At 73.9% G+C, this 24,919-nt stretch carries 23 protein-coding genes and 1 tRNA gene; 11 read left to right on the top strand and 13 right to left on the bottom strand.

Going from position 1 to position 24,919, the window contains the following annotated elements; all coding sequences use genetic code 11:
* Positions 1-89: 89 nt before the first annotated feature.
* On the top strand, positions 90-164 hold the full coding sequence (locus tag DV701_RS19405; protein ID WP_407669376.1) for a 50S ribosomal protein bL37: 75 nt from the start codon (positions 90-92) through the stop codon (positions 162-164).
* A 98-nt stretch (positions 165-262) separates the two neighbouring features.
* Here the strand turns inward: DV701_RS19405 and rsrA are convergent, their stop codons facing one another.
* Entirely contained in the window at positions 263-553 is a 291-nt protein-coding gene (gene rsrA, locus DV701_RS17555; RefSeq protein WP_114930267.1) for a mycothiol system anti-sigma-R factor, read from the bottom strand.
* Positions 550-1,215, bottom strand: a complete 666-nt coding sequence (locus DV701_RS17550; RefSeq protein ID WP_114930265.1) for a sigma-70 family RNA polymerase sigma factor — start codon at positions 1,213-1,215, stop codon at positions 550-552. Before DV701_RS17550 ends, rsrA begins: the two co-directional genes overlap by 4 nt.
* A 164-nt stretch (positions 1,216-1,379) precedes the next feature.
* Here DV701_RS17550 and DV701_RS17545 point away from each other — a divergent pair, with 164 nt between their 5' ends.
* From DV701_RS17545 to DV701_RS17520, 6 genes are read left to right on the top strand one after another with little or no spacing between them, the layout of a single operon-like run.
* Entirely contained in the window at positions 1,380-2,624 is a 1,245-nt protein-coding gene (locus tag DV701_RS17545; protein WP_114930263.1) for a pyridoxal phosphate-dependent aminotransferase, read from the top strand.
* Between the two features lie 37 nt (positions 2,625-2,661).
* On the top strand, positions 2,662-3,501 hold the full coding sequence (locus tag DV701_RS17540; protein WP_114930261.1) for an SOS response-associated peptidase: 840 nt from the start codon (positions 2,662-2,664) through the stop codon (positions 3,499-3,501).
* Positions 3,498-4,187: an alpha/beta hydrolase family protein gene (locus DV701_RS17535; RefSeq protein WP_114930259.1), complete on the top strand. Its 690-nt coding sequence runs from the start codon at positions 3,498-3,500 to the stop codon at positions 4,185-4,187. The genes DV701_RS17540 and DV701_RS17535 overlap by 4 nt, the downstream gene beginning before the upstream one ends.
* 28 nt (positions 4,188-4,215) lie before the next feature.
* Positions 4,216-5,529 carry a 3-phosphoshikimate 1-carboxyvinyltransferase gene (gene aroA, locus DV701_RS17530; RefSeq protein ID WP_114930257.1) on the top strand — a complete coding sequence of 438 codons (1,314 nt, stop codon included), beginning with the start codon at positions 4,216-4,218 and terminating at the stop codon, positions 5,527-5,529.
* Complete coding sequence (gene rsgA, locus DV701_RS17525) at positions 5,526-6,557, top strand: ribosome small subunit-dependent GTPase A (RefSeq protein ID WP_114930255.1); 1,032 nt, start codon at positions 5,526-5,528, stop codon at positions 6,555-6,557. The genes aroA and rsgA overlap by 4 nt, the downstream gene beginning before the upstream one ends.
* Positions 6,558-6,616: 59 nt before the next feature.
* Positions 6,617-7,432, top strand: coding sequence for an inositol monophosphatase family protein (locus tag DV701_RS17520; protein WP_114930253.1), 816 nt, complete (start codon positions 6,617-6,619; stop codon positions 7,430-7,432).
* A 51-nt stretch (positions 7,433-7,483) separates the two neighbouring features.
* On the opposite strand, the gene DV701_RS17515 is transcribed toward DV701_RS17520, so the two are convergent.
* The 4 genes from DV701_RS17515 to DV701_RS17500 all read right to left on the bottom strand — a co-directional run bounded on the left by DV701_RS17515 (position 7,484) and on the right by DV701_RS17500 (position 13,448).
* Positions 7,484-8,839: a M16 family metallopeptidase gene (locus DV701_RS17515; protein ID WP_114930251.1), complete on the bottom strand. Its 1,356-nt coding sequence runs from the start codon at positions 8,837-8,839 to the stop codon at positions 7,484-7,486.
* Complete coding sequence (locus DV701_RS17510) at positions 8,836-10,125, bottom strand: M16 family metallopeptidase (RefSeq protein WP_114930249.1); 1,290 nt, start codon at positions 10,123-10,125, stop codon at positions 8,836-8,838. The genes DV701_RS17515 and DV701_RS17510 overlap by 4 nt, the downstream gene beginning before the upstream one ends.
* A 77-nt stretch (positions 10,126-10,202) precedes the next feature.
* Positions 10,203-10,279 (bottom strand) — tRNA-Met (locus tag DV701_RS17505).
* A gap of 73 nt (positions 10,280-10,352) precedes the next feature.
* Positions 10,353-13,448, bottom strand: coding sequence for a UPF0182 family membrane protein (locus DV701_RS17500; protein ID WP_228255104.1), 3,096 nt, complete (start codon positions 13,446-13,448; stop codon positions 10,353-10,355).
* 95 nt (positions 13,449-13,543) lie between these two features.
* Between DV701_RS17500 and DV701_RS17495 the strand changes: the two genes are divergently transcribed.
* Positions 13,544-14,095, top strand: coding sequence for a PPA1309 family protein (locus DV701_RS17495; RefSeq protein ID WP_114930247.1), 552 nt, complete (start codon positions 13,544-13,546; stop codon positions 14,093-14,095).
* Between the two features lie 3 nt (positions 14,096-14,098).
* On the opposite strand, the gene DV701_RS17490 is transcribed toward DV701_RS17495, so the two are convergent.
* The 3 genes from DV701_RS17490 to DV701_RS17480 form a co-directional block, all read right to left on the bottom strand.
* A complete protein-coding gene (locus DV701_RS17490) occupies positions 14,099-15,253 on the bottom strand; it encodes a YlbL family protein (protein WP_114930245.1) in 1,155 nt (384 codons plus the stop codon).
* Positions 15,250-15,675 carry a molybdenum cofactor biosynthesis protein MoaE gene (locus DV701_RS17485; protein WP_228255103.1) on the bottom strand — a complete coding sequence of 142 codons (426 nt, stop codon included), beginning with the start codon at positions 15,673-15,675 and terminating at the stop codon, positions 15,250-15,252. Before DV701_RS17485 ends, DV701_RS17490 begins: the two co-directional genes overlap by 4 nt.
* An 81-nt stretch (positions 15,676-15,756) precedes the next feature.
* Positions 15,757-16,863: an NAD-dependent epimerase/dehydratase family protein gene (locus tag DV701_RS17480; RefSeq protein ID WP_114930241.1), complete on the bottom strand. Its 1,107-nt coding sequence runs from the start codon at positions 16,861-16,863 to the stop codon at positions 15,757-15,759.
* A 114-nt stretch (positions 16,864-16,977) separates the two neighbouring features.
* Here DV701_RS17480 and DV701_RS17475 point away from each other — a divergent pair, with 114 nt between their 5' ends.
* Positions 16,978-18,432 carry a zinc-dependent metalloprotease gene (locus DV701_RS17475; protein ID WP_114930239.1) on the top strand — a complete coding sequence of 485 codons (1,455 nt, stop codon included), beginning with the start codon at positions 16,978-16,980 and terminating at the stop codon, positions 18,430-18,432.
* A 77-nt stretch (positions 18,433-18,509) separates the two neighbouring features.
* Positions 18,510-19,229, top strand: coding sequence for a hypothetical protein (locus tag DV701_RS17470; protein WP_114930237.1), 720 nt, complete (start codon positions 18,510-18,512; stop codon positions 19,227-19,229).
* A 67-nt stretch (positions 19,230-19,296) separates the two neighbouring features.
* Here DV701_RS17470 and DV701_RS17465 read toward each other — a convergent pair whose 3' ends face one another.
* The 4 genes from DV701_RS17465 to nudC form a co-directional block, all read right to left on the bottom strand.
* Positions 19,297-19,581: a WhiB family transcriptional regulator gene (locus tag DV701_RS17465; RefSeq protein WP_407669375.1), complete on the bottom strand. Its 285-nt coding sequence runs from the start codon at positions 19,579-19,581 to the stop codon at positions 19,297-19,299.
* Positions 19,582-19,832: 251 nt separating this feature from the next.
* Positions 19,833-20,039, bottom strand: coding sequence for a hypothetical protein (locus tag DV701_RS17460; protein WP_114930235.1), 207 nt, complete (start codon positions 20,037-20,039; stop codon positions 19,833-19,835).
* Positions 20,040-20,146: 107 nt separating this feature from the next.
* The gene (locus tag DV701_RS17455; protein WP_114930233.1) at positions 20,147-22,297 is read right to left on the bottom strand and encodes an ATP-dependent DNA helicase UvrD2; all 2,151 of its coding nucleotides are present in this window, start codon (positions 22,295-22,297) and stop codon (positions 20,147-20,149) included.
* A complete protein-coding gene (nudC, locus tag DV701_RS17450) occupies positions 22,297-23,244 on the bottom strand; it encodes an NAD(+) diphosphatase (RefSeq protein ID WP_228255102.1) in 948 nt (315 codons plus the stop codon). Before nudC ends, DV701_RS17455 begins: the two co-directional genes overlap by 1 nt.
* A 92-nt stretch (positions 23,245-23,336) precedes the next feature.
* On the opposite strand from nudC, the gene DV701_RS17445 reads away from it, so the two are divergent.
* Entirely contained in the window at positions 23,337-24,914 is a 1,578-nt protein-coding gene (locus DV701_RS17445; protein WP_228255382.1) for a phosphotransferase, read from the top strand.
* Positions 24,915-24,919 lie beyond the last annotated feature (5 nt).

The raw sequence follows: 24,919 nt of genomic DNA, 5'->3' as shown, positions 1-24,919 counted from the left end.
CGTACCCCGGTGTGAGATCATGGGGGACAGCGTCCGGCCGACGACCTCGCCAGGACGCACCCCTGACCACCACCGACCGGGAGGCAGACATGAGCAAGCGTGCACGCAAGCGCCGCGACCGCAAGAAGAAGGCGGCCAACCACGGCCGCCGGCCTAACGCCTGAGCCCTCACGCCTCAGCGGCGCCGAACGACAGACGCACAGAGAGGGCCGGCGCGCACCTGCGGGTGCGTACCGGCCCTTCTTGTGTGTGCCTCAACGGGTCAGGAGCGGTCCGGGCCGCCCTCGACGACGGTGACCCGGGTGGTGACGATGCGCGTGAGGATCTGGGCCCGCAGCGTCTCGGGGGCCGGCTGGCACGCGCACGCCCGCCGGACCAGCGCTTTGATGAGCAGGTCGCGCTCGTACTCGGCCAGGCAGCGTCCGCACTCCTCGAGGTGTGCGTGGATCCGCTCCCGGTCCACCGGCGCGCTCTCGTTGTCCACGTACTCGAACAGCCGCAGGATCACGTCGGCGCAGTCGGCGGCGCCGGCCTGCTCGGTCGGGCGGTTCATCGGCGGGCCTCCTCGGGCGAGGAGATGACGCCACGCTCGAGCGCGTAGTCGGTGAGCAGCTCGCGCAGCTGCTTGCGGCCCCGGTGCAGCCGGGACATCACGGTACCGATCGGCGTGTCCATGATCTCTGCGATCTCCTTGTAGGAGAACCCCTCGACGTCGGCGAGGTAGACGGCCATGCGGAAGTCCTCGCCGATCGTGGCCAGCGCGCGGGTCACGTCGCTGTCCGGCAGGTGGTCCAGCGCCTCGGCCTCCGCCGAGCGCAGACCCTTGGAGGAGTGCGAGGCGGCCCGGGCCAGCTGGTAGTCCTCGACCTCTCCGGCGTCCGACTCCAGCGGCTGGCGCTGCTTCTTGCGGTAGGAGTTGATGAAGCTGTTGGTCAGGATCCGGTACATCCAGGCCTTGAGGTTGGTGCCCGGGCGGTACTGGTGGAAGGCGGCGAACGCCTTGGCGTACGTCTCCTGGACGAGGTCTTCGGCGTCCGTCGGGTTGCGGGTGGTGCGCAGCGCGGCGCTGTACATCTGGTCCAGCAGGGGCATGGCCTCCCGCTCGAACCTGGCGGCGCGCGCGTCGGGCGTCTCGGTCGCGACGTCGACGCTCGCGTCGGCCTCCGCGATCGCCTGCGCCTCGAGCTCCTCGATCGTCGGCTGGTCAGTATCCATCGCCTGCCAGCCTAACCCGTGAGCCTGGACGAGCGCGCTGGCGCCGGTCCGCTCTCCGGGGGTCGTTGCGGTGATGAGCAAGGGACTGCCTCCTGCGTCCTTCGGGGTCGGCAGGGGAACGTGGCGGGAGGCTCCCGGCATTCCCGCCGTGGGACGATGGTGCGGTGAGCCAGAGCCACCGCACCCGTCCGCTGAAGCCGTTGAACCAGTCCGTCAAGCTCCAGAACGTCCTGTACGAGATCCGCGGGCCGGTGGCCGCCCGGGCCGCGCAGCTGGAGGCCGAGGGCCACCGGATCCTCAAGCTCAACATCGGCAACCCGGCCCCGTTCGGCTTCGAGGCCCCCGACACGATCCTGCAGGACATGATCGCCTCGCTGCCCGACGCCCAGGGCTACTCCGAGTCGAAGGGCATCCTGCCGGCCCGGCGCGCGATCGTCTCGCGCTACCAGGACGTCCCCGGGTTCCCGGCGCTGGACGTCGACCGGGTCTACCTGGGCAACGGCGTGTCCGAGCTGATCATGATGACGCTGCAGGCGCTGCTCGACAACGGTGACGAGGTCCTCGTGCCGGCGCCCGACTACCCGCTGTGGACCGCGGCCACCAGTCTGGCCGGCGGCACGCCCGTGCACTACCTGTGCGACGAGGCCGACGGGTGGAACCCCTCGGTGGAGGACATCCGCGCCAAGGTGACCCCACGGACCAAGGCCATCGTGGTCATCAACCCGAACAACCCGACCGGCGCGGTCTACAGCCGCGCGGCTCTCGAGGAGATCGTCCAGGTCGCCCGCGAGAACTCGCTGCTGATCCTGGCCGACGAGATCTACGACCGGATCCTCTACGACGGCGCCGAGCACGTCTCGATCGCCACGCTGGCCCCCGACCTGCTCTGCCTGACCTACAACGGCCTGTCCAAGACCTACCGGGTGGCCGGCTACCGCGCCGGGTGGGTCGCGATCACCGGTCCCACCGCGCACGCCACCGGCTTCCTGCAGGGCATCGAGCTGCTCGCCTCGACCCGGCTGTGCCCCAACGTCCCCGCCCAGCACGCCATCCAGGTGGCGGTCTCGGGCCACCAGAGCATCGAGGAGCTCGTGGTCCCGGGGGGACGGCTGGCCGAGCAGCGGGACGTCGCGGTGTCGATGCTCTCCGCGATGCCGGGCGTCTCCGTCGTCGAGCCCCGGGGCGCGCTCTACGTCTTCCCCCGGCTGGACCCCGACGTCTACCAGATCCAGGACGACGAGCGGTTCGTCCTGGACCTGCTGGAGCAGGAGAAGATCCTGGTCGTGCACGGACGCGGGTTCAACTGGCCCGAGCCGGACCACCTGCGGATCGTGACCCTGCCGTGGGGAGCCGACCTGCGCGCCGCGCTGGAGCGGATGGGCAACTTCCTCGCGGGCTACCGGCAGTGAACCGCGTCCGGGCGGTCCGGGCGGACGGGGCCGGCTGATGTGCGGGCGCTACGCCGCCACCGCGCACCCCGACGAGCTCGTCGAGGCCTACGACGTGGAGCTGGACGCCACCGCCGAGCGGTCGCGCAGCGTGCTGAAGAACCCGCAGCAACCACCGCCCGGCCAGCCCGACACCAACGTCGCCCCCAGCAAGCAGGCGCCCGTCGTGCTCACCCGCGTGCCCAGGGACGGTGACGAGGGCGGCGCACCGGTGCGCCAGCTGCGGCTGCTCACGTGGGGGCTGGTTCCCTCGTGGGCCAAGGATCCCTCCGTCGGCGCCCGGATGACCAACGCCCGCTCGGAGACCGTGCTGGACAAGCCGGCCTTCGCCCGGGCGGCCGCCCGGCGCCGATGCCTGGTGCCGGTCACCGGGTGGTACGAGTGGCAGCAGAGCCCCGTGGCCACCGACGCGCGCGGCCGGCCCCGCAAGCAGCCGTTCCTCGTCACCCGTGCCGACGGGGCGCCGCTCGCGCTCGCCGGTCTCTACGAGTTCTGGAAGGCACCCGAGGACCCGGCCGAGGACCCGCTGTCCTGGATCGTGTCCTACACGGTCATCACGACGGCGGCCGAGCCCGGTCTGGACCGGATCCACGACCGCCAGCCGGTCGCGCTGGACCCCGACGCGTGGTCCGACTGGCTGGACCCCGGCCTCACCTCCCCGGACGAGGTGCGCGCGCTGCTCGACGCCTCGCACGTGCCCGGCCGGTTCCGGGCCTGGCCGGTCAGCACCGCCGTCAACTCCTCGCGCAGCAACGGGCCCGACCTGCTGGAGCCGCTGCCGGCCGACCAGCTCGTCGGCGCGGTCGACCCCGCGACCGGTGAGGTCCTGGGCGGGTGAGCGGGCCGACCGGGGCGCCGGGGACCGAGGTCGTCACCCGCGAGGGTCCCGCCCTCGTCCGGGTGGTCCGACCGGCCACGGTGAACGGTCCCGGTCCCGGTCACCTCGGCACGCTGCTGCTGGGGCACGGTGCGGGCGGCCGGCGGGACGCGGCCGACCTCCTCGCGCTCGCCGCCCTCGCCGAGGACGGCTGGACGGTCGTGCTGGTCGACCAGCCCTGGCGGGTGGCCGGACGCAGGGTCGCCACCGCACCCCCGAGCCTGGACCGGGCATGGACCGACGTGACCACCACCCTGATGACGCCGGGCTGGCAGCAGGAGCACGACATACCCCTGCCTGTCCCCTGGGTGGTCGGCGGCCGCAGCGCCGGAGCGCGCGTCGCCTGCCGGACCGCCCCGGAGACGGCCTCGGTGGCCGGCGTCGTCTGCCTCGCCTTCCCGCTGCACCCGCCCGGCCGTCCGGACCGCAGCCGCGCTGCGGAGCTGGCCCGGCCGCTCGCCGCGGCGCTGCCCACGCTCGTCGTGCAGGGAACCCGGGATCCGTTCGGCACCCCCGAGGAGGTGTCCGCCGCGGTCGGCCCCGACCCGGCGCTCACGCTCGTCCCGGTCCCGGGCGCGCACTCCCCCTCACGCGAGCTCACCACGGTCCGTCGTCAGGTCGCCGACTTCCTGGCCGCGCTACCGTGAGACCCACCCACCGAGAGGAACCGCACCGATGAGCGACCTGCCGACCTGGTCCGCACCCCATGCGTCCGGGCCCGTCGACGCCGTGGTCCCCGTGCCCGGCAGCAAGTCGCTCACCAACCGCTGGCTGGTGCTCGCGGGCCTGGCCGACGGCACGTGCACGCTTCGCCAGCCGCTGCGCTCGCGCGACAGCGACCGGATGGTCGGGGCATTGCGCGTCCTCGGGGCCGTCGTCGACGACTCCTCCGACGACGCCTGGCGTGTCGTCCCACCGGTCCGGCCGCGCGGCGGCGGCATGATCGACTGCGGCCAGGCCGGGACGGTCATGCGCTTCGTCCCGCCCATGGCGGCCCTGGCGGACGGCCCGGTCCGCTTCGACGGGCACGACAGCGCCCGGACCCGTCCCGTCGGGCCGGTGCTCAGCGCCCTGCGCGGCCTCGGGGTCGAGGTCGAGGACGAGGGCCGCGGCACGCTGCCGTACACGGTGCACGGCACCGGTGGCGTCGGCGGCGGTCAGGTCCGCGTCGACGCCTCGGCCAGCTCGCAGTTCGTCTCCGCGCTGCTGCTCGCCGGGGCGCGCTTCGCCGACGGGCTCACCCTGGAGCACACGGGTGCGACGCTGCCGTCGAGGACCCACATCGAGATGACGGTGCAGGTGCTGCGCGCGGCCGGCGTGGAGGTCTCCTGCCCGGACGCCCAGACGTGGCGCGTGGAGCCCGGACGGGTGCGCGCCTTCGAGGTGGAGGTCGAGCCGGACCTGTCCTCCGCGGCCCCGCTCCTCGCGCTGGCCGCGGTGACCGGCGGGACCGTCGTCGTGCCGCGCTGGCCGGCGACCACCACCCAGCCGGGCGACCACCTGCGCGAGGTCCTGGCGCGGATGGGCGCGACCACCTCGCTGACCGAGCGCGGCCTCGTCGTCACCGGCAGAGGAGTGCCGGACGGCGGGCTCGTGGGCGCCGACCTCGACCTCTCCGACGCCGGCGAGCTGACCCCGGTCGTCGCGGCGCTGGCGGTGCTGGCGACCACCCCCAGCCGGCTGCGGGGCATCGCGCACCTGCGCGGCCACGAGACCGACCGGCTGGCCGCCCTGACCACCGAGATCGGCCGGCTCGGCGGCCGCGCGGAGGAGACCGCCGACGGGCTCCGCATCGAGCCCGCGCCGCTGCACGGCGCGCGGCTGCGGACCTACCACGACCACCGGATGGCGATGTTCGCCGCGGTGGTCGGCGCGGCCGTCCCCGGCGTGGAGGTCGAGGACGTGGGCACCGCCGACAAGACCTTCCCCGGCTTCCACACCGTGTGGGAGCGCATCATGGAGGACGGGGCCACGGCCCCCGTGCCGTGAGCGGGCGCTACGACCACCTCGACGAGTCGGCGGTGCACAACCGCCCGTCGCGCCGCGGCAGCCGGCCGAGGACCAAGGAGCGTCCCGCCCACGAGGACGCCGTCGTCGGGATGGTCACCGGCGTCGACCGGGGCCGCTACACCACCCGGGTCGGGGACCGCGCGGTGGTCGCGATGCGCGCCAGGGAGCTGGGGCGCTCCAGGATCGTCGTCGGCGACCGCGTGGCCATGGTCGGCGACACGACCGGCACGCCCGACACGCTGGCCCGCATCGTCCGCGTCGAGGAGCGCGACACCGTGCTCCGGCGCAGCGCCGACGACAGCGACCGTGTCGAGCGGGTCATCGTCGCCAACGCCGACCAGCTGGTCGTGGTCACCGCGCTCGCCGACCCCGAGCCGCGCCCCCGGATGGTCGACCGGTGCCTCGTCGCCGCCTACGACGCCGGGCTGGACCCGCTGCTGGTGCTGACCAAGGCCGACCTGGCCGACCCGAGGGACTTCCTCGCCCACTACGACGCGCTCGACGTGCCGCACGTGGTCAGCCGCAGCGCGGCTGGCCCTGGGGGCGGCGCCGCCCTGGACCCGCCGGCGGTGGAGGCGGTGCGGTCCCACCTCACCGACCGCGTCAGCGTGCTCGTCGGACACTCCGGCGTGGGCAAGTCGACCCTGGTCAACGCGCTGGTCCCGGAGGCGGACAGAGCGACGGGCCCGGTCAACACGGTCACCGGGCGCGGACGGCATACCTCGACCTCCGCCGTGGGGCTCGAGCTGCCCGGCGGCGGCTGGGTCGTCGACACCCCGGGCGTGCGGTCCTTCGGCCTGGGGCACGTGGACCCGGCGACCTTCGTCCAGCACTTCGAGGACCTCGTCCCCGGCACCGCCGGCTGCCCCCGCGGGTGCAGCCACGACGAGCCGGACTGCGCGCTCGACGCGTGGGTCGAGGAGGGCCACGCAGGGCCCGCGGGACCGGCCCGGCTGGAGTCGCTGCGGCGGCTGCTGCGCAGCCGTACCGGTGACGAGCACGCCTGACCTGCGGCTGCACGGCGGGGCTCGTCGGCCGCGACGCCCGCGGCGGATACGGTGAGCCGGTGGCCACGTACGACGACGACCTCCGCCTCGCGCACGTCCTCGCGGACGCCGTCGAGCGCACCGCTCTCGACCTCTTCGGGTCGCCGGACCTGCACCTGTCGGTGACCGACGACGGCGCGCTGATCACCCAGGCCACCTCGCGGCTGGAGGAGCTGCTGCGCCACCAGCTCCAGCGGACCCGTCCGCGCGACCGCGTCGAGGGCCGGGTCCTGGAGACGACGGGGCACGGCGACCGCCGGTGGGTCCTGGACGCGCTGGACGGCACCGCCAACTACGTGCGCGGGGTCCCGGTGTGGGCCACCCTGATCTCGCTCGTGGTCGAGGACGAGCCGGTGCTCGGCCTCGTCGCCGCGCCGTCCCTGGCCCGTCGGTGGTGGGCCGGGCGCGGCTCGGGCGCCTGGACCGGGCGCCAGCTCAGCCGCGCGCGGCCGGTCCGCGTCAGCGACACCTCGGTGCTCGAGCACGCGTCGGTCTCGGTCGACGAGGTGGCCTCCTGGCTCTTCGGTCCGCACGGGGACGGCTTCGCCCAGCTGTGCGACCGGGTATGGCGCACGCGCGCCTTCGGCGACTTCTGGAGCCACGCGCTGGTCGCCGAGGGCGCCGCGGACGTGGCGCTGGCGGCGACGGCCGACGTCTATCAGCTGTCCGCGCTCAGCGCGATCGTGCACGAGGCAGGCGGACGGGTCACCGACCCGTGGGGTGCCGGGGTGACCGGCCCGGACGCGTCTGCGCCGACGCCCGTCCTCGTCACGAACGCGCACCTGCACGAGCTGGCCCTGGCCACCCTGGCTCCGCAGGACGGCGCTCACGGGTGAGGGCAGCGGCCCGCACGGTCGGGACGCGCTCCCCCTGACGGACGGGTGGTCCTAACCCTCCAGGACGGTCAGCTCCCCCAGGCCCAGCCCGTCCAGGTCGTCGGCCAGGGCGGGGTCCCCGACGAGCACGACGGTCCAGGGCGGTCCCTGACGCACCTCGTCCCAGGCGGCCGCCACCTGCTCGGCCGTCAGTCCGCGCAGCTGGGCGAGCGTGTGGGTGACCGTCTGCGGCGAGAGCCCGTCGGCGGCCAGCGAGACGATCTCCTCGGCCACCGCGTCGGCCGTGCCGTAGCGGCCCGGTGCGGTCATGGCGACGAAGTCGGCCGCCGCCCGGACCTCGTCGTCGGTGAGCTCGGCCCCTGGCGTGTCCAGGATGGGGAGCAGCTCGGAGAGCGCCTCCGCCGTGGCGTCGGTCCGCACCGACCCTCCGACCACGGTCAGGCCGCCCACGGCACGGGGCCGGAAGCCGGCCCGCACGCCATAGGTGTAGCCCTTCTCCTCGCGCAGGACCCGGTCGATCCGGGCGTGCGGGGAGCCGCCGAGCAGCATCCCCAGCGCCTGGTAGGTGCCCCACCCGTGATGGGTGCGCCGGTCCGGCCCGGGCCGACCCAGGTAGAGCTCGGTCTGCGCCAGCCCCGGGCGCGGCACGAGCACCGCGCGGCCCGCGTCGGCGGCGCGGCGCGCGGGACCCGGCAGGTCGGCGAGGTCGCCGTAGCCCGCCCAGGTCCCCAGCGTGGCCGACACGATCGACACGGCCCCGGGGGCCGAGGACAGGTCGCCGGCCAGCACGACGGTGGCACCGAGGGGGCTGAGCTGGGCGTGGCGTTCGCGCAGGTGGTCGGGGGTCAGCGCGGCGACGGTCTCGCGGGTGCCGCCCACCGGCAGGTGGGGCCGGTCGCGGTCGTCGAAGTAGGTCCGCACGAACTGCAGCGACGCCCGGGAGCCCGGGTCCGCCTCCGCGTGCGCGATGTCAGCGAGCCGGTGCCTCACCAGCCGCGCCACCTCCGGGTGCGGGAAGGTCGCCTCGCCCAGGACCTCCGTCATCAGCGCCATGGCCGTCCCGAGGTGACGTCCGGTGGCCTCCACCCCCAGGTGGACGCCGCGCTCCCCCGCCCCGGCTCCCCACGCGATGCCGTTGCGCTCGGACAGCTCGGCGATCTGCTCGCTGGTATGGCGCGTGGTCCCCTCGTCCAGGGCTCTGGCCATGAGCAGCGTGGCGCCCTCCGTGCCGGGTGCCTCGTGGGAGACCGGCAGCCGCAGGTGCACCCGTACGGAGAGCACGTGCTGGCCGGGCAGGTCCACGACCAGCAGCCGCATGCCGTTGCCCAGACGGTGCTGCCGCGGTTCGGGGAACTCCCACGCCGCCGGTGGGAGGACCGGGGGCCGCTGCACGACGCGCGCGCTCACGGCATACCTGCGTCCGCGACGGGCGGCCGCAGGTAGCGCAGGGTCGCCGCGCAGCCGGGGCGCAACCACCGCTCGGCAGCGGCCCGGACCTCCTCGGCCGTCACCGCCATCACCTCGTCCAGGTAGGTGTTGACCTGCTGCGGGTCGCCGTGCAGGACGACGGCCCGGCCGAGCAGCTCGGCGCGCTGGTCGAAGCTGGCCAGCGCCTCCAGCCAGGAGCGTTCGGTCTCGGCGCGCGACGCCTCGAGCTCGGGCTCCCCCGGACCCTCGGCCGCGAGGGCCTCCAGCTCCTCGTGGACGGCGCGCTCGACGTCGGCCGGGTCCACGCCCTCGCTGACGTCCAGCACCACCAGACCCAGCGACGTCCCGGAGGCCAGCCCGAGCGCCGAGGCGTGGCAGCCGCTGACGCTCTCCTCCCGGCGCACCAGCCGCAGCTGGAGCCGGGACACCTCCAGCGAGGCGAGGGCGTCCAGAGCCATCGTGACGGGCACGAAGTCGGGGTCGGTCACCGCGGGCAGGCGGAAGGCGAGGTAGAGCCGCTGGCTGGGGACGTCCTCGACGAGGTCGAGGGCGACCGGGGCGGGCAGCGGCCCGAGGGGCTCGGCCGCCGCGGGTCGGGGGACCGTCCCGTCCTGCAGGTGTCCCAGGTAGCGCTCGGCCAGCTCGCTGGCCCGCTCCGCCGTCACGTCGCCGACGAGCGTCAGCACGCTCGTGCGGGGGCCGTAGTGGGCGGTGAAGAAGGCGTGCACGTCGTCCAGGTCGGCGGCCGTCAGGTCGTCCATGTCGCCGATCGTGGTGTGGTGGTAGGGGTGGCCCTCGGGGAAGACCAGCCGGCACGCGTGCGCGAGCGCCTGCCCGTAGGGCACGGTGTCGTAGCGCTGCCGCTTCTCCTCGACGACGACGTCCCGCTGGTTGTCCAGGTTGGTCTGGGTGAGGGCGGGCAGCAGGTGGCCGTGGCGGTCGGCCTCGAGCCAGAGGGCCAGCTCGAGCGCGCCGGTGGGCACCGACTCCACGTAGGTGGTGCGGTCGAAGGAGGTGGTGGCGTTGGACCGGCCACCCTGCGCCATGAGCGTGGCCATGTGCTCCCCCTCGGCGACGAGCTCGGAGCCCTGGAACATCAGGTGCTCGAACAGGTGCGCCAACCCGGTCCGGCCGGGCTGCTCGTGGCCGGAGCCGACCTCGACCCAGAGGTTGATCGAGACGCTGGGCACGGCGTGGTCCTCATTGACGACCAGCCGCAGACCGTTGTCCAGCGTCGTCAGGGAGACGGGGAAGTCCAGGGGCATAGTGCGACCACTGTAGGCGGGGACGGAGCCCGGAAAAGCACCAGGCCCGGAGAGCTGTGTCTCCGGGCCTGGTGCTGTGGTAGCGGGGGCAGGATTTGAACCTGCGACCTCCGGGTTATGAGCCCGGCGAGCTACCGAACTGCTCCACCCCGCGTCGCGATCACTACTCTACGTCACCCGGGCGGGCGGACCAAATCGTCGGTCCGCCGCCCGGGAGGCGCGCGCCGTCAGGGTGCCGTGGTCTGCGACGCGTCGTCGGCGCCGCCCCCGCTCCCGTCACCGGGCAGGGTGACGGAGCCACCCCCAGGACTGGCGTCGACCGCACGCTGGATGGCCTGCTGGAGCCGGTCCTGGGCCTTGCCGTAGGCGTCCCAGTCGCCGGACTCGAGCGCCTTCTGGCCCTCCGCGTAGGCCTCCTGGATGTCGTCGACCGCCCCGGCCAGCGCATCCTCGTCGGCGCCGGTCCCCGGTTGCTCGCCGGCCGTGCCGCCGGTGCCGCCCGTGCTGGGCTCGCCCTTGCTGCCGGCATCCCCCGCCGTCGCCCCGGAGTCGCCGCCGAACAGCTCGTCCAGAGCGCCGTCCAGGGTGTCGGACCAGGCCAGGTCGTTGCCGAAGGCGACCACGACGACGCGCTGGAGCGGGTAGGAGGAGCCGCCCTGGGACTGGACGTAGACCGGCTCCACGTAGAGCAGCCCGTCGCCGACCGGCAGCGTCAGCAGGTTGCCCAGCTTGACCTGCGAGCCCTGCTGGCGGTTGAGGTTGAGGAACTGGGAGAGCGTGACGTCGAAGGCGTCCGAGGTCTCGTTGGAGGAGTTGACCTCGTTCTGGAACTGTCCTGGTCCGCGCACGGTGGTGTCGCGGGGCAGGACGAGCATCCGCAGCTGGCCGTAGTCGTCCCGACGGCCGCCGCCGTCGGAGCCCGCGTCGGCATCCACCGCGAGGTAGCCGGTGAGGTTCTGCCGCTCCGACCCGGCCGGGATGTAGGTGGTCGTGAGGCTGAAGGTGGGGCTCTGCTGCTCGGGCATCGCGATGGACAGGTAGTAGGGCGGGATGTCCGGCTTGGTCTCCTGCTCGACCGTGGGGTCCTCGGAGACGGCCCAGAAGTCCTGGCCGGTGAAGAAGGAGCCCGCGTCGACGACGTGGTAGCGGGAGAGCACCTCGCGCTGGACCTTGAAGAGGTCCTCCGGGTAGCGCAGGTGCCCCATCAATTCCCCGCTGATGTCGGAGATCGGCCGGACGGTGCCGTCGAAGGCCTGCGACCACGCCTTGAGGAGCGGGTCGTCCTCGTCCCAGGCGTAGAGGTTGACGCTGCCGTCGAAGGCGTCGACGGTGGCCTTGACCGAGTTGCGGATGTAGTTGACCCGGCCCTGGCCGATGGAGCGGACGTTGTCCGCCTGCTGGAGCGAGTCGAGGGTGACCTCGCCGAGCTCCTCCATCTGGCTGTAGGGGTAGCGGCTGCTGACGGTGTAGCCGTCGACGATCCACTGCACGCGACCGTCCACGACCGCCGGGTAGGGGTTGCCGTCCAGGCGCAGCCACGGAGCGACACGCTTCACGCGCTCGCGCGGGCCGCGGTGGTCGAGCAGGAGCGACTGCTCGTTGACCGAGTCCGACAGGAGGATCTCGACCTGGCGGTACTTGATCGCGTAGGCGAGGCGGTGGGCGAGCGTGCCGATCGGCACGCCGCCCGTCCCGGCGTAGGTGTTGCTGACCTCACCGGTCTCCTGCCCGCTCACCGGGTAGTCCAGCTCGCGCGGGGTCGCACCCTCGGGCGCGCCGACGATCGAGTACAGCGGCGAGTGCTCACCGAAGTAGATCCTCGGCTCGTACTCGCCCAGAGCCCCTTTCGGGGGGATGTTGCTCTCGAAGAAGCGCGGCTCGCCCTCCGGGGTGCGCTGGTTGCCGTAGGCGGCCACCACGCCGAACCCGTGCGTGTAGACGGTGTGGTCGTTGACCCAGTTGCGCTGCCCGGCGGGCACGCCGTCGAGGTTGAGCTCGCGCACGGCGATGACGGTGTCGACCATCTCGCCCTTGACCTCGTACCTGTCGACGTCGAGCGCGTCGCCGAACTGGTAGTAGTTGCGCACGCCCTGCAGCTGGCGGAAGGTGGGCGAGACCACCTGGGGGTCGACGATACGGATGCCGGGGACGGTGGCGGCGTCGCTGCGCAGCTGGCCCGGCTCGGCCTCGGTCTCGGCCTTGTAGTCGATCTTCTCCAGCTTCTCCAAGCCGTAGGCGGCGAGGGTGCTGTCGATGGCCCGGTCGATGTAGGGGACCTCGAGCTGCGCCTCGGAGGGAAGGACCCGCAGCGACTGGACCAGCGAGGGGTAGACGCCGCCCAGCAGCAGGGCGACCACCAGCAGGCCGGCGAGGCTGATGAGCGGCAGTCTCCAGGTGCGGGTCCAGATCGTGGACAGGAAGAAGACCGCGCACAGCAGGGCCGCCGCCGCGAGGATGCCGCGCGTAGGCAGGACCGCGTGCACGTCGGTGTAGGTCATGCCGGTGATCCGGGCGTGCTGCGACATCGACAGCGCGTAGCGCTCCAGCCAGTAGCCCCCCGCCCGCACGAGGAGGAGCACGGCGATGATCGTGGCGATGTGCACGCGGGCGGCCGTGGTCGTCCGCGAGGACCGCGGGCCGCCCTGCAGCTGCAGCCCGCCGTAGATGTAGTGCGTCAGCAGCGCCGCGACGAGGGTCAGACCCAGGACGAGCGTGGCGAAGGAGACGAGCATCTGCCAGAACGGCAGGCTGAAGACGAAGAACCCGACGTCCAGGCCGAAGTGCGGATCCTTGGTGCCGAAGGGCTGGCGGTTGAGGAAGAGCAGGACGGTCTGCCACTGCGACGCGGCCGCGGTCCCGGTGAAGGCGCCGAGCAGGACCGGCACCGCGACGAAGACCAGCCGACGGACGGGATCGAGGGCGGTGCGGTAGCGGTCCAGGGCGGCCTGCTCGGGGGTGCTGGGCGCGTAGACCGGGCGGTGACGCCAGGCGAGCCACAGGCCGGACCAGATGACGGTCGCGGTGAGGACGGCGGCGACCACCCACAGGCCGGCCTGGGTGAGCAGGCGGGTGGTGAGCACCCTGCGGAAGCCGACGGAGTCGTACCAGAGGAACTCGGTCCACAGCGTCGCGCCCCAGCCGATGAGGGCCAGCAGCGCCAGCAGCACCAGCACGGTGGGCACGAGCCGTCCGCGCCGCCGCGGCAGCCCTCGACCGAAGGGGCCCCCAGGGGGCGGTCCGCCGGCGCGGCCGGCGCCCGCCGGACCACCGGGGGGTCGGCCGGCGGGGTCGTCGGGGCCGGGCCCGTTGTCCTGCTCGCTCACCGCTCCAGCCTAACCGGCGGCTTGCGGCGGACAGACCACCAGCCCTGCGGCGGCCCGGCGATGCGACGCCGGACCGCTCCCGCGGGGATGGGACGATGGGTGCTGTGCTCTCCGAGAAGCGTCCCGCCGTCCCGCCGTCCGCCCTGCTGACCGCCGCCGTCGACACCGAGCGGCACGTGGCCAGGCTCGGATGGGAGCAGCCACCCCGGGTGTTCGCGCTCGTGCGCACCGCGCTGCTGCGCGAGCGGGAGCCCTCGCTCGCCGGTCAGCTCGGCGACCCGGGCGCAGAGACCGACGGCTACACGGCGGTCGAGCAGGAGGGGCTGCCCAGGACCTCCGACCTGGAGTCCCTGCTCGGACGGATGGCCTGGCCGGAGGACGTGGACGGTGCCGTCATCGCCGTCGAACGGGTCGTCGTGCCCCCGGAGGCCGAGCAGGACCTGCCGCCGGACCCCGTCGCGGCCACCGACCGACTCGCCAACCACCCCCAGCGCAAGGACGTGCGGCTGCTCGCCGCCTGCCTGCGCGACGGGGAGCAGCTGTGCCTGCTGCGTCAGCGCGACCACGACAGCGACGACGCCGTCGCGGTCGGGCGGGACATCGCCCCAGGACTGACGCACGCCCTGGCGGCGACGCTGCGCGACTGACGCTCAGCCGTCGGTGCTGGTGGCGCCGTCGTCGAGGACCTGCTCGCAGGTCGGCAGGTCCAGGGCGGCCACGTCGTCGGTGGCGGCCGCCTGCTCGACGAAGCCCAGTGCTTCCTCGAAGGTCGCGACCGGCACCACGGTGAGCCCGTCGGGCTCGGCGCCGGCCACCTCGTCGCAGTTGTCGACGGGGGCGAGGAAGAGCTCGGCGCCGGCCCGCTCAGAGGCGTACATCTTCTGCGGGATGCCGCTGATCGGACCGACGATCCCCTGCCCGCTGATCGTGCCGGTGCCGGCGAACGCGTGCCCGCCGGTGAGCTCACCCTCGGTGATGGTGTCGTAGACCGCGAGGGAGAACATCAGCCCGGCGCTGGGGCCGCCGACGTTGCCGGCGTCGATCGTCACCGTGTAGGGCATCTCGTAGCGGGGCGCGAGGTAGACGCCCACGATGGTGCGTCCGGTCTGCTCGTCGCGCTTGGTGGGCACCTCGAGGTCGACCTTCTTGCCTCCGCGCAGCACCGTGATCGCCGCGCTGTCCCCCGGCTGAACGTCCTGCAGCGTCTCGCGCACCGTCTCGGTGTCCGTCGGTCTCTCCCCCTCGACGGACAGGATCTGGTCGTCCACGTGCAGCACCCCGTCCGCGGGGGCGTCGGCGATGACCTGTGCGACGACGATCTCCTCGGGGACGGTGATCCCCGCGGCGCGCAGGCCCACCACGGCGGCGTCCTCCTGCGAGTGCTCCATGAGCTCGGTGTTCTGCTCCCGCACCTGCTGGGCCGTGACGTCGCTGGGGAAGACGTCCTGGCGCTGGTAGACGCTGAGTGCGGGGTCGAAGCGCGCGGTGAGCCACTCCCAGGCGGTCACCTTGGTGCCCGGGCTCCCGTCCAGGATCACGGTGGTGAAGTAGAGGTCACCACCGGTGGGATAGGTCCTCAGGTCATCCTCGACGCTGATGATCGGCGATCCGTCGATGGTCCCCAGCGTGTTGAAGACCGGCCCGGGACGGAAGATGACCTTGTCGACCGGGATCCAGCTGAGTGCCGCGCCGGCCAGCATCAGGACCGCGACGAGGATGAGCGCGACGCCGGAGCGCAGGCCGACGCCCGTGTGCGGCGGCGCGGTCGTCGGGTCGGTGTCGCCCTCGTGGTGTCCGTCGCTCACATCCCCACCCAGCTGTGCCCGCCGTCCACGTACTGCTGACGCTTCCAGATCGGGACCTGCGCCTTGAGCACCTCGATCAGCCGGCGGCCACCCTCGAAGGCTTCGGCCCGGTGCTCCGCCGAGACCGCGCACACGACTGCCAGGTCGCCGACCCGCAGCGAACCGGTGCGGTGCACGGCATACACCCCGTGGACCTGGTGGCCCTGGGAGACGGTCGCAGCGATCTCGGCGAGGCGGTCGGCGGCGTCCGGGTGCGCGCTGTAGTCGAGGACGGTCACGCCCTCCCTGCCCTCGTCGTGCTCGCGCACGGTCCCGACGAAGATCGCCACCGCGCCGGCACGGGGATGGCTGACGGCGCGGAGCGCCTCGTCGACGGACAGCGGGCTGTCGCGGACATCGGTCACGACGGAGGGACTGCTCACCGCGTCATCATGCCCCATGCCGGCTGGGAGGCCGCTGCGCCCCCATCGCCCGGCGCCCGACGCGGCGCCGTCCCGGGTCCGTCAGCCACGAGGGCGCCGGCGGCGGGTCAGGGCTGCGGTCGCGATGACGGCCACGGCGGCGCTGGCCGCTCCGGCGGCCGCCGCCCCCACCGCGTCCCGCGCGGTGACCCGACGGGCCATCACGGCGTGGTGACCATGCCCGCCGGCCAGCAGGACGGCCAGGCAGGCGGCGTTGTCATGCGCGGGAACCCACCCGTGGCCGAGCAGCGCGACCGGCTCGGTGGCCCAGGGGTGGGCCACGTACGCCAGGTCGTCAGCGGGCACCGGCACCACCCCGAGGCGGTGCAGCCGGTCCGCGGCCGCACGGGCCACGGGCTCGGCCAGCTCGACGCGCCGCATCCCGGAGAGCTCCTCCACCTCGTGCTGCGAGAGCCACCCCGGGGAGGACACCGTCAGCTCGCTCGGCATGGCACCGTGCGCCACCTGGGAGAGCGCCGTGCCGAGGTCCTCGACATGGCAGAAAGTCCAGGCGGGGCTGGTGCCCCGCAGGGTCAGCAGTCGGGGCGCCTCGAAGTGTCTGGTGATGATCGTGTCCGCCCCGCCCCCCACGAGCGCGGCGGGCCGCACCACGCTGACCCGAAGCTGCGGGTGGAGCCGGGCCAGCGTGGCGACCTCCTCCTCCACGGCCACGAGGTCGGCGACCGAGCCCTCCGGGTCGAGGGTGCGCAGCGGGGCGTCCTCGGGCAGCGGGACGGGGTTGTCAGGTCGCGCGCCGAAGACCATGGCGCTGGTGACCAGCACGAGGTGCGGCACGCCGGCGGCGGCGGCTGCCGTGGTCAGGGCGGTGGCCTCGCCGAGCAGTCTGCCCCGGCGGGTCCCGGCGGGCTCCCGCAGCGCGGCTGCCAGGTCGTGCTCGTCGACGAGGTGGACGAGGAGGTCCACGTCATCCAGCGCCCTCACCACCGACGGTGCGGCGACGTCGCAAGGCCGCCACTCCACGTCCCCACGCTCCCCCGCCCGCACGTCCAGGCCCACGACCGCGTGACCACGCCGCACCAGGGCTCCCGCAACGGCCGACGCCGGGCCGCCGGCGGCGCGGGTCAGTGCGATCCGTGGTGGGCAGCCCGCGCCCGCACGGCGCGCTGCGTCGGAGGTCGTGGAACTCACGGGAGCCTCCCGGTGTTGTCATGGTGGGGCGCCGCCGTCAGGCGGTGCCGGAGCAGAGTCATCGTCTCAGGCGTGGCAGGCTGGAACCAGCTGCCCCGGCCAGGAAGGATCCACATGTCCGAGCACCCGCCCGTCGGCCGACCAGACGACGAGCCCGACCCGCTGGAGGCGCTCTTCGGCGGTCCGGTGCCGCCACAGATGAGGGAGGCCCTGGAGTCCATGGGGCTGGGCTCCCTGGACCCGGCGCAGCTCCAGCAGATGCGCGCCCAGATGGAGATGCTGATGGGGGGCGGTGACGGGGCCGACGACGGTCCCGTCAACACCGAGCTGGCGCACGACGTCGCCCGTCAGGTCGTCTCCGCGGCCGGCGACACCACCATCGGCGAGGCGACCCGCCGCGACGTCGAGCAGGTCGTGCAGGTCGCGACGCTCTGGCTGGACCAGGTCACCGACTTCCCGCCGCCGGTGGGACGGGCGCGGGCGCTCAGCCGCGCCGAGTGGGTCGAGGCCACCCTGCCGGTCTGGCAGCGCCTCACCACCCCCGTCGCGCAGGGGCTGCAGGTGGCCATGTCCACGGCCATGCAGCAGCAGATCGGCCAGCTGGGTCAGGAGGGCGCCCCCCAGATCCCCGGGCTGCCTCCGGGCATGAACCCAGCCGCGCTGATGGGACAGATGGAACCGATGATCCGCCGGATGAGCGGCTCGATGTTCGGCGGGCAGGTCGGTCAGGCGGTGGGCGCGCTGGCCGGCGAGACGCTGTCCGGCACGGAGGTCGGGATCCCGCTGCTCGGTGACGAGTCCGTCGCGATGCTGCCTGCCAACGTCGCCGCGTTCGCCGAGGGGCTCGAGGTCGACGCGGGCGAGGTGCACCTCTACCTCGCGGTCCGCGAGGCGGCGCGGGTGCGCCTGTTCGCCGCGGTCGCGTGGCTCGGGCCCCAGCTGCTCACCGCTGTCGAGGACTACGCCCGCGACATCCGGATCAACACCGACGGGATCGAGGAGGCGCTCCGCTCAGCCGACCCCCAGGACCCCGAGGCGATGCAGGCCGCGCTGGGCGACAGCCTGTTCTCGCCGGAGCCGAGCACCGCCCAGCAGGCGGCCCTGACCCGCCTGGAGACGCTCCTGGCGCTCGTCGAGGGATGGGTGGACGTCGTGACCGCGCTCGCGGTAGGCCCGCACCTGCCGAACGCCGACGCGCTGGCCGAGGCCGTCCGGCGTCGCCGGGCGACCGGCGGGCCCGCCGAGAAGACGTTCGCCTCGCTCGTGGGTCTCGAGCTTCGCCCCCGACGCCTACGCGACGCCGCCAACCTGTGGAGCTCCCTGGATTCGGCCGGTGGGAAAGACGCACGCGACGAGGCCTGGGGCCACCCGGACGTCGCGCCCACCGCAGCCGACCTGGACGACCCCCTCGGCTTCGCCGAGCGGCGGGCGTCCGGCTCCGAGAGCGGTCTGACCATCTCCGACGAAGACATCGAGGCGCTGCTGTCCTCCGCGGACGGACAGGCACCGCCTGACCAGGGTGACGGCCCCGACGTAGGCGACGGCCCCGGGGACGGCGCCGCGAGGTGAGGAGGTCAGCGCACCGCGGTTGAGGTGCCTGTGGACAACCCCGTGAGCAGGCTGCCTCGTCCTGCCAGTCTGGTCTGGTGAGCGCCGACGACACCCGTGCCCGAGTCCCGCTGGTCCGCCGCCCCGACGGTGGTTGGCAGGCGGGCGTGGGCCCGGGCGCGGTCGTCCTGCTGCCGTCGGCCGAGGGCGGGGACGAGGAGACGGGTCGGGTCCTGGTCCCGGCCCTGGCCGGGCTCAGTCTCGGCGCGGCCCTCGGTGGGGCGGGCGCGGGTCGCGGTGGGGCGCGCGGGGACGACGCGGCGTGCCCGGTCGTCGGCACCGGCCCGCTGGCCGTCCGCCTGCGCGCCCGCCTGGGTGGCGTCGAGGACGAGACGGACGCGCCGGTCCACGTCGCGGTCCACCACCACGCGGTGCCCGCGGAGGTCGGCCTCGCCCTCGCCCGTACCTCGAGCGTGGTCGTCCCCGTCGTCGTCCAACCCTGGCGGGTGGTGGTCGGTCCGGTGACGGGACGGACGGACGCGCCCTGCCTGCACTGCCTGGACCTGCACCGGCGTGACCGGGACCGGGCCTGGCCGACGCTCGTGTCGGTCCTCGGCCACCCGGTCGAGCAGGTCGCCCGCGTCGAGGTCCCGGACGCGGTGGCCACGGCCGTCGAGGGACTGACGACGATGCTGGTCTCGACGGTGCTGTCCGGACGGCCGGTGTCACCGGGTCTCGGCTACGAGGTCGGCCGCAGCGCACCGCACGTGGTCGTGCGCGGGTGGACCGTGCACGCCTCCTGTCCCTGGCACGCATGAGGAAGGGGGCCGTCCCTGTCCTGGGGCGACCCCCTTCGTGCGGCGCTGGCGGCCGGCCCGGTCCGGGTCAGGCCGCGGCCTCGTCCTTGCGGGGACGGCCCCGCGGCCTCTTGCGGGCCACGACGACTCCGCGGAGCAGGAGCTGGCCGCCCCACACCCCCCAGGGCTCGTTCCGGCGCAGGGCATCGCGCAGGCAGGCCTCCCGGATGGGGCAGGGCTCGCACAGCTGCTTGGCCTGCTCCACCTCGGAGGGGAGCTCGGCGAACCACAGGTCCGCCTCGTTCTCCTGGCACGGCAGGCCGCCCGGGGTGCCCCGGCCGGCATCGGGTCGGTCGACGGGCCGGGTGAGCATGTGCATGCCGACGGTGCGGAGTGCCTCGGTGTGCGTGAGCGTGGCGGAGGACACGTCTCTTCCTTCCTGATGGTCGTGTCTGTGCTGCTGGACTGGCGGGTGGCTGGTGATCGTCATGGCGGTCTCCTCCGGCGGTGAGGGTGGATCCGCGGTGACAGGTCCCTGCTCCCCGGACGATGTCCGGTCAGGCAGCAGAACGGCCGCGGATCCTTTGACGAGGACTCGCGGCCGGCAGACGCAGGAAGGGGTGCCTAGCTGGTCGGGTCGGGAGTCACGTCCAGGACGGGGACGGGGGTCGGCGAGAGCTCGGTGCGGGCGGTGCCGAAGCCGGAGCCACGACCTCCCGCTGCATCGTCCGCCGGGCGGAACGCACGCAGACGCGCGCCACCGGTGGCGGGCAGAACTGCGGCGTGCGTGTCGACAGACGCGCCGGTGAGGTTGACGATCGTCATCTTCATGGTTCCTACCCTCCTCCCGTTCGGTGCTCGACCCCACGAGCCGATGCGACGGCCGTGAGCTGGACGGGAATCACTCTAGACCTGGCCGTCGACACCGGGCAAGGTATTTATTCGCCCCGTCCGCGACCGGCCCGCGAGGAGTCGCCCGCGGCCGGCCGGAACACCTCGAGGACGGCGTCCCCATACAGCTCGATCTTGCGTTCCCCCACCCCTGAGATGCGTTGCAGCGCTGACCGGTCGGTCGGCCGAGTCTCGGCGATCGCGACGAGCGTGGCGTCGGTGAAGACCACGAAGGCGGGCACCCCGTCAGCGGCGGACCGCTCCTTGCGCCAGGCGCGCAGCTGCTCGAAGGTCGCCTCGTCGTAGGTCGGGGGGCAGTTCGCGCACCGGCCCACCTTGCGCTCGCCGGCGGTGTCCAGGATGGACCCGCAGGTGCGGCACGTCCGTGGGGTCCGCGGCGCCGTGCGCCGACGGGCACGGCGCCCCTCGGACGTCGGCCTCGCTCCTGCCGCGGCCCCCTCACCCAGCACCGCGGCGGCCGGCGCCAGGAACCGGGAGACCTGACGGCTGGACCGGCCGCCCGGTGTCCGTGCCCCCGCCCAGCTCAGCTCCAGGCGCTCCCGTGCCCGGGTGATGCCCACGTAGAGCAGCCGGCGCTCCTCCTCCACCCGCTCCGGGGTGTCGGCGAGGGTGATGGGGAGCAGCCCGTCGCTGCATCCGACAAGCAGGACCACGTCCCACTCCAGGCCCTTGGCCGAATGCAGGGACGCCAGGGTGATCCCCTGCACCGTCGGCGCGTGCTGCTCGGCGGCCCTCCTGTCCAGCTCTGCCACGAAGTCGCCGGCCCGCGCCGCAGGCGTCGTGCGCGCCAGGTCGTCGGCCAGGAGCACGAGCGCCTGCAGGCTCTCCCAGCGCTCCCGGGTGGCTCCGCTCCCCTCCGCCGGCTCCGGCGACCACCCGGCGCCGGCCAGCACCGCACGCACCACCTCACCCAGCGCCGAGGAACCGTCGTCGCTGCGCACCGCGCCGCGCAGCAGCAGGACGGCCGAGCGCACCTCGGCGCGGGCGAAGAACCGCTCTCCGCCGCGGACCAGGTAGGGCACGCCGGAGCGAGCGAGCGCCGACTCCAACGCCTGCGACTGCCCGTTGGTCCGGAAGAGCACCGCGATCTCGCTCGCGGCGACGCCCGAGCCGAGCAGGTCCTGGACCCTCGCCGCTACTCCCTGCGCCTCAGCGACGTCGTCGTCGTAGCGCTGCAGCGTCGGCGCCGGACCGTCCCTCCGCTGGGCCACGAGCTCGAGGGACGGAGCGAGCGAGCGGCCGGCCGGCCCGTCGGGTCGACGCGCTCCGGCCAGTACCAGGTTGGCCAGGTGGATGACCTGGGGAGTGCTGCGGTAGTTGCGGACCAGCCGGACGGTACGGGCTCCGGGGTGCCGGGCGGAGAAAGACAGCAGGTGGTCGGCGGATGCACCCGTGAAGGAGTAGATCGACTGGGCCGGGTCCCCCACGACGCAGACGTCAGAACGCTCGCCCACCCACAGGTCCAGCAGCTTCTGCTGCAGGGGGTTGACGTCCTGGTACTCGTCGACCACGAAGTGCCGGTACTGCCCGTGGACCTGCGCCGCAATGCGCGGGTGCTCGTCGAGCAGACCCACCGTGAGCAGCAGCACGTCCTCGAAGTCGATGACGTGCCGCTCGTCGCAGACCTCGCCGTAGACCTGGATGAGCCTGGCCATCGCTGTCGCGTCCAGGCCGGCCGCCTGACGTCCGCCGGCCCGCGCTGCGGCCGCGTACGTCTGAGCGGTCAGCATGCTGACCTTGGACCACTCGATCTCAGCAGCCGCGTCGCGCAGCGCCGCCCGGTCGAGCCGCAGCCGCAGCCGGCCGGCGGCCTCGACCACCGCCGGGACCTTCTGGGCGACCACGTCGGGCGGCGCGCCGCCCACCGCCTGCGGCCAGAAGAACTGGAGCTGGCGCAAGGCCGCCGAGTGGAAGGTACGCGCCTGGACGTGGGGCACGCCCAGGCCGCGCAGCCGGGTGCGCATCTCCCCTGCCGCACGGGCGGTGAAGGTCACGGCGAGCACGCGCGAGGGGTGGTAGACGCCGCTGGCCACCCCGAAGGCGATCCGGTGGGTGATGGCGCGGGTCTTGCCCGTGCCGGCCCCCGCCAGCACGGCCATGGGCCCGCTCGGGTGCGCGGCCACCTCGCGCTGCTCCGGGTCCAGGCCCTCCAGGACGGTGTCAGCGCCCTCTGCCATCACCGGCGCGGCTCCCCTGTCGGCTCCTCGATGGGTCCGCCGTACCACTCCTCGATGAGCAGTCGCGCGATGGACACCCTGGCCGGCAGGGTGCGGCTGCCCTCTGCGACCCTCGTCGCCAGATCGTCCCGGGTGTACCAGTCCGCCGCGCTGATCTCGACGGGGTCGAGCGTCAGCCGGGTCGCGGTCGCCCGGGCCCGGAAGCCGAGCATCAGCGAGGCGGGGAAGGGCCAGGGCTGGTCCCCGCGGAAGACCAGGTCGGTGACGTGCACCCCGACCTCCTCCTGGACCTCACGGACGACGGCCGCCTCCATCGTCTCGCCCGCCTCGACGAAACCGGCCAGCACGGACACCCGACCCGGTGTCCAGCCGGTGCCGTTCGCGAGCAGCAGCCGATCGTCGTCGTCCACGACCGCCATGATGACCGCAGGGTCGGTGCGCGGGTAGTGCTCGGAGCCGTCCCGGGGGCACCGGCGCACCCAGCCGCCCTGCACGACGTGGGTCGCCGCGCCGCAGCGGGGGCAGTGGCCGTGCCGGGAGTGCCAGCCGTGCAGTGCCGTGGCGGTGGTGAGCAGGCCCACCTCCAGGTCGTCCAGGTCGGATCCCACCTCGCGCAGCGACGCCCAGACGCCGACCGCCCCGCGCCCCGCGCCTTCCTCGTCGTCGGCAGGCTCCGGCTCGTCGACGGCCAGGTAGGCCACCCCGTCATGACGACCGAGGAACCAGGGCACGCGTCCTTCGTCCGAGGGGCCGGGCGGCCGCAGCGCGAGCCGGGTACCGTCGCCACCGACCACCCGGCTGCGACCGTGCCGCAGGACCAGCACCCGGGTGCGGTCGTCGCCGAGCGCGCGCGCCACCGTCGCCTCGTCCGCCCGCTCGCGCGCGGAGCGGTCGATCAGGGCACGGGACAGCGCCAGGTCCAGGAGCGTCTCGTCAGCGGGGGTCACCCGGCCACTGTAGGTGGCGCCGGTGACCGACCGAGGACGTGCCGGTCCACCTCCCCCGCTGCGGGGACGGCACCGCATACGGTGGGAGCGTGATGCGCAGCGATCTGGCCCTGGCCGCACTCGCCAGCGCCGCCGTCCCGGGGATGAAACCGGTGTCGGTGGCGGGGATCGGTCTCCCCCACGGCGGGTACGACCACGACCTGCAGACCGCGGTGGTGGAGGACGCCACAGGTCGTCGATGGACGGTGAGGGCGCCGCTGACCCCGGTCGCCGGCGCACGTCTGCAGCGCAACGACGAGCTCGTCCGGCAGCTGGCCAGGCACGTGCCGTTCAAGGTGCCGGCGGCGGTCGGCTACGCCTCCCTGGGCAAGGACGGCAGCGCCGCGGTCTATCCCTACGTCGACGGCTCGCCGCTGGACCTGCACCGGCTTCCGGCCGGTCCGGGCCTCGCGAGCGCTGTCGGCAGGGCCCTCGCCGCCATCCACAACATCACGCGCGGGGTGTTCGAGGAGCAGGACGTGCCCATCTACGACGCCGCGGGAGCCCGCCAGCGGATCATCGCCGAGGTCGACCGCGCCGCCGAGACCGGCCGGGTGCCCACAGGCCTGCTCGCACGCTGGGAGGAGGCCTTCGACGCAGCCCCGATGTGGCAGTTCGCACCCACGCCGGTGCATGGCCGCTTCACCGGGGACAGCGTCCTGGTGGCCTTCACCGACGACCAGGATGCGGCCTCGGGGCGGGTGGTCGCGGTGACGGACTGGGACGAGGCGATGGTCGGCGACCCTGCTGTCGACCTCGCCGAGCTGCGCTCGCATGCCTCGCCGGAGGCCTGGGAGGCCGTCCTGGAGAGCTACACCCTGGCCCGTGCTCACCGCCCGGACCCCTACCTCCACGCGCGAGCACGCCTGGTCGCCGAGCTGCGTCACCTGCGCGGGCTCGCACGGGCGGTCGCCGAGGACGACGAGGCCGGCGCCCGCAGAGCCGTCGAGTCCCTGCGGCGCGCCGACCGGCTCACCGAGGCCGACGACTCCCTGGTGCCGGTGACGGCTCGGCCGTCCGGCGCCACCGCCGGCCACCGGCCCGTGGGCGCCGTCGTACCGGCGGGCGAGCCCGCCGACCGACCCGATCCCGACGTGACGATGGAGGTGCCCCTCCCCGAGGTCGAGGACGTCCACGGCGAGCGGACCCCCGCTGACGACGCCGTGGAGCCGATCCCCGTGATCGAGGGCGAGGGCGACGAGCAGGGGTGGGTCGCGCAGGGCAACGCATCCGCCGAGGAGGCGGGTGGTGACGGTCAGGCGGGTGCTTCCGAGGACGTGCCGGATGCACCGGACACCGTGACGGCCGGCGAGCCCGTGGAAGGCGACAACGATCCTGAGACCGAGACGGACCCGGGGGCGGAGCCGGCGACAGGGACGGTGTTGGGAGCCGCGACGGACCTGGGAGCCGCGACGGAGCCGGCAGCCTGGTCGGGGACGGGCGACGAGCCGAGCACGGACGACGCCGGTCATGAACAGGTGATGCACGGCCGGACGCCCGGGGATGACGACGAGGGGGCCCGGCACGCGGACGCCGCGGACGAGGAGGCTGTGGACGACGAGGAAGACGCGCAGCGGCTGCACGAGCTCTACGGGATGCCGGACCCGGCACAAGACGGGGGCGACCGCTGACGTTC

The sequence above is a fragment of the Ornithinimicrobium avium genome, assembly GCF_003351765.1.
GTDB lineage: Bacteria > Actinomycetota > Actinomycetes > Actinomycetales > Dermatophilaceae > Ornithinicoccus > Ornithinicoccus avius.
This window is presented reverse-complemented; position numbering and strand designations above follow the sequence as displayed.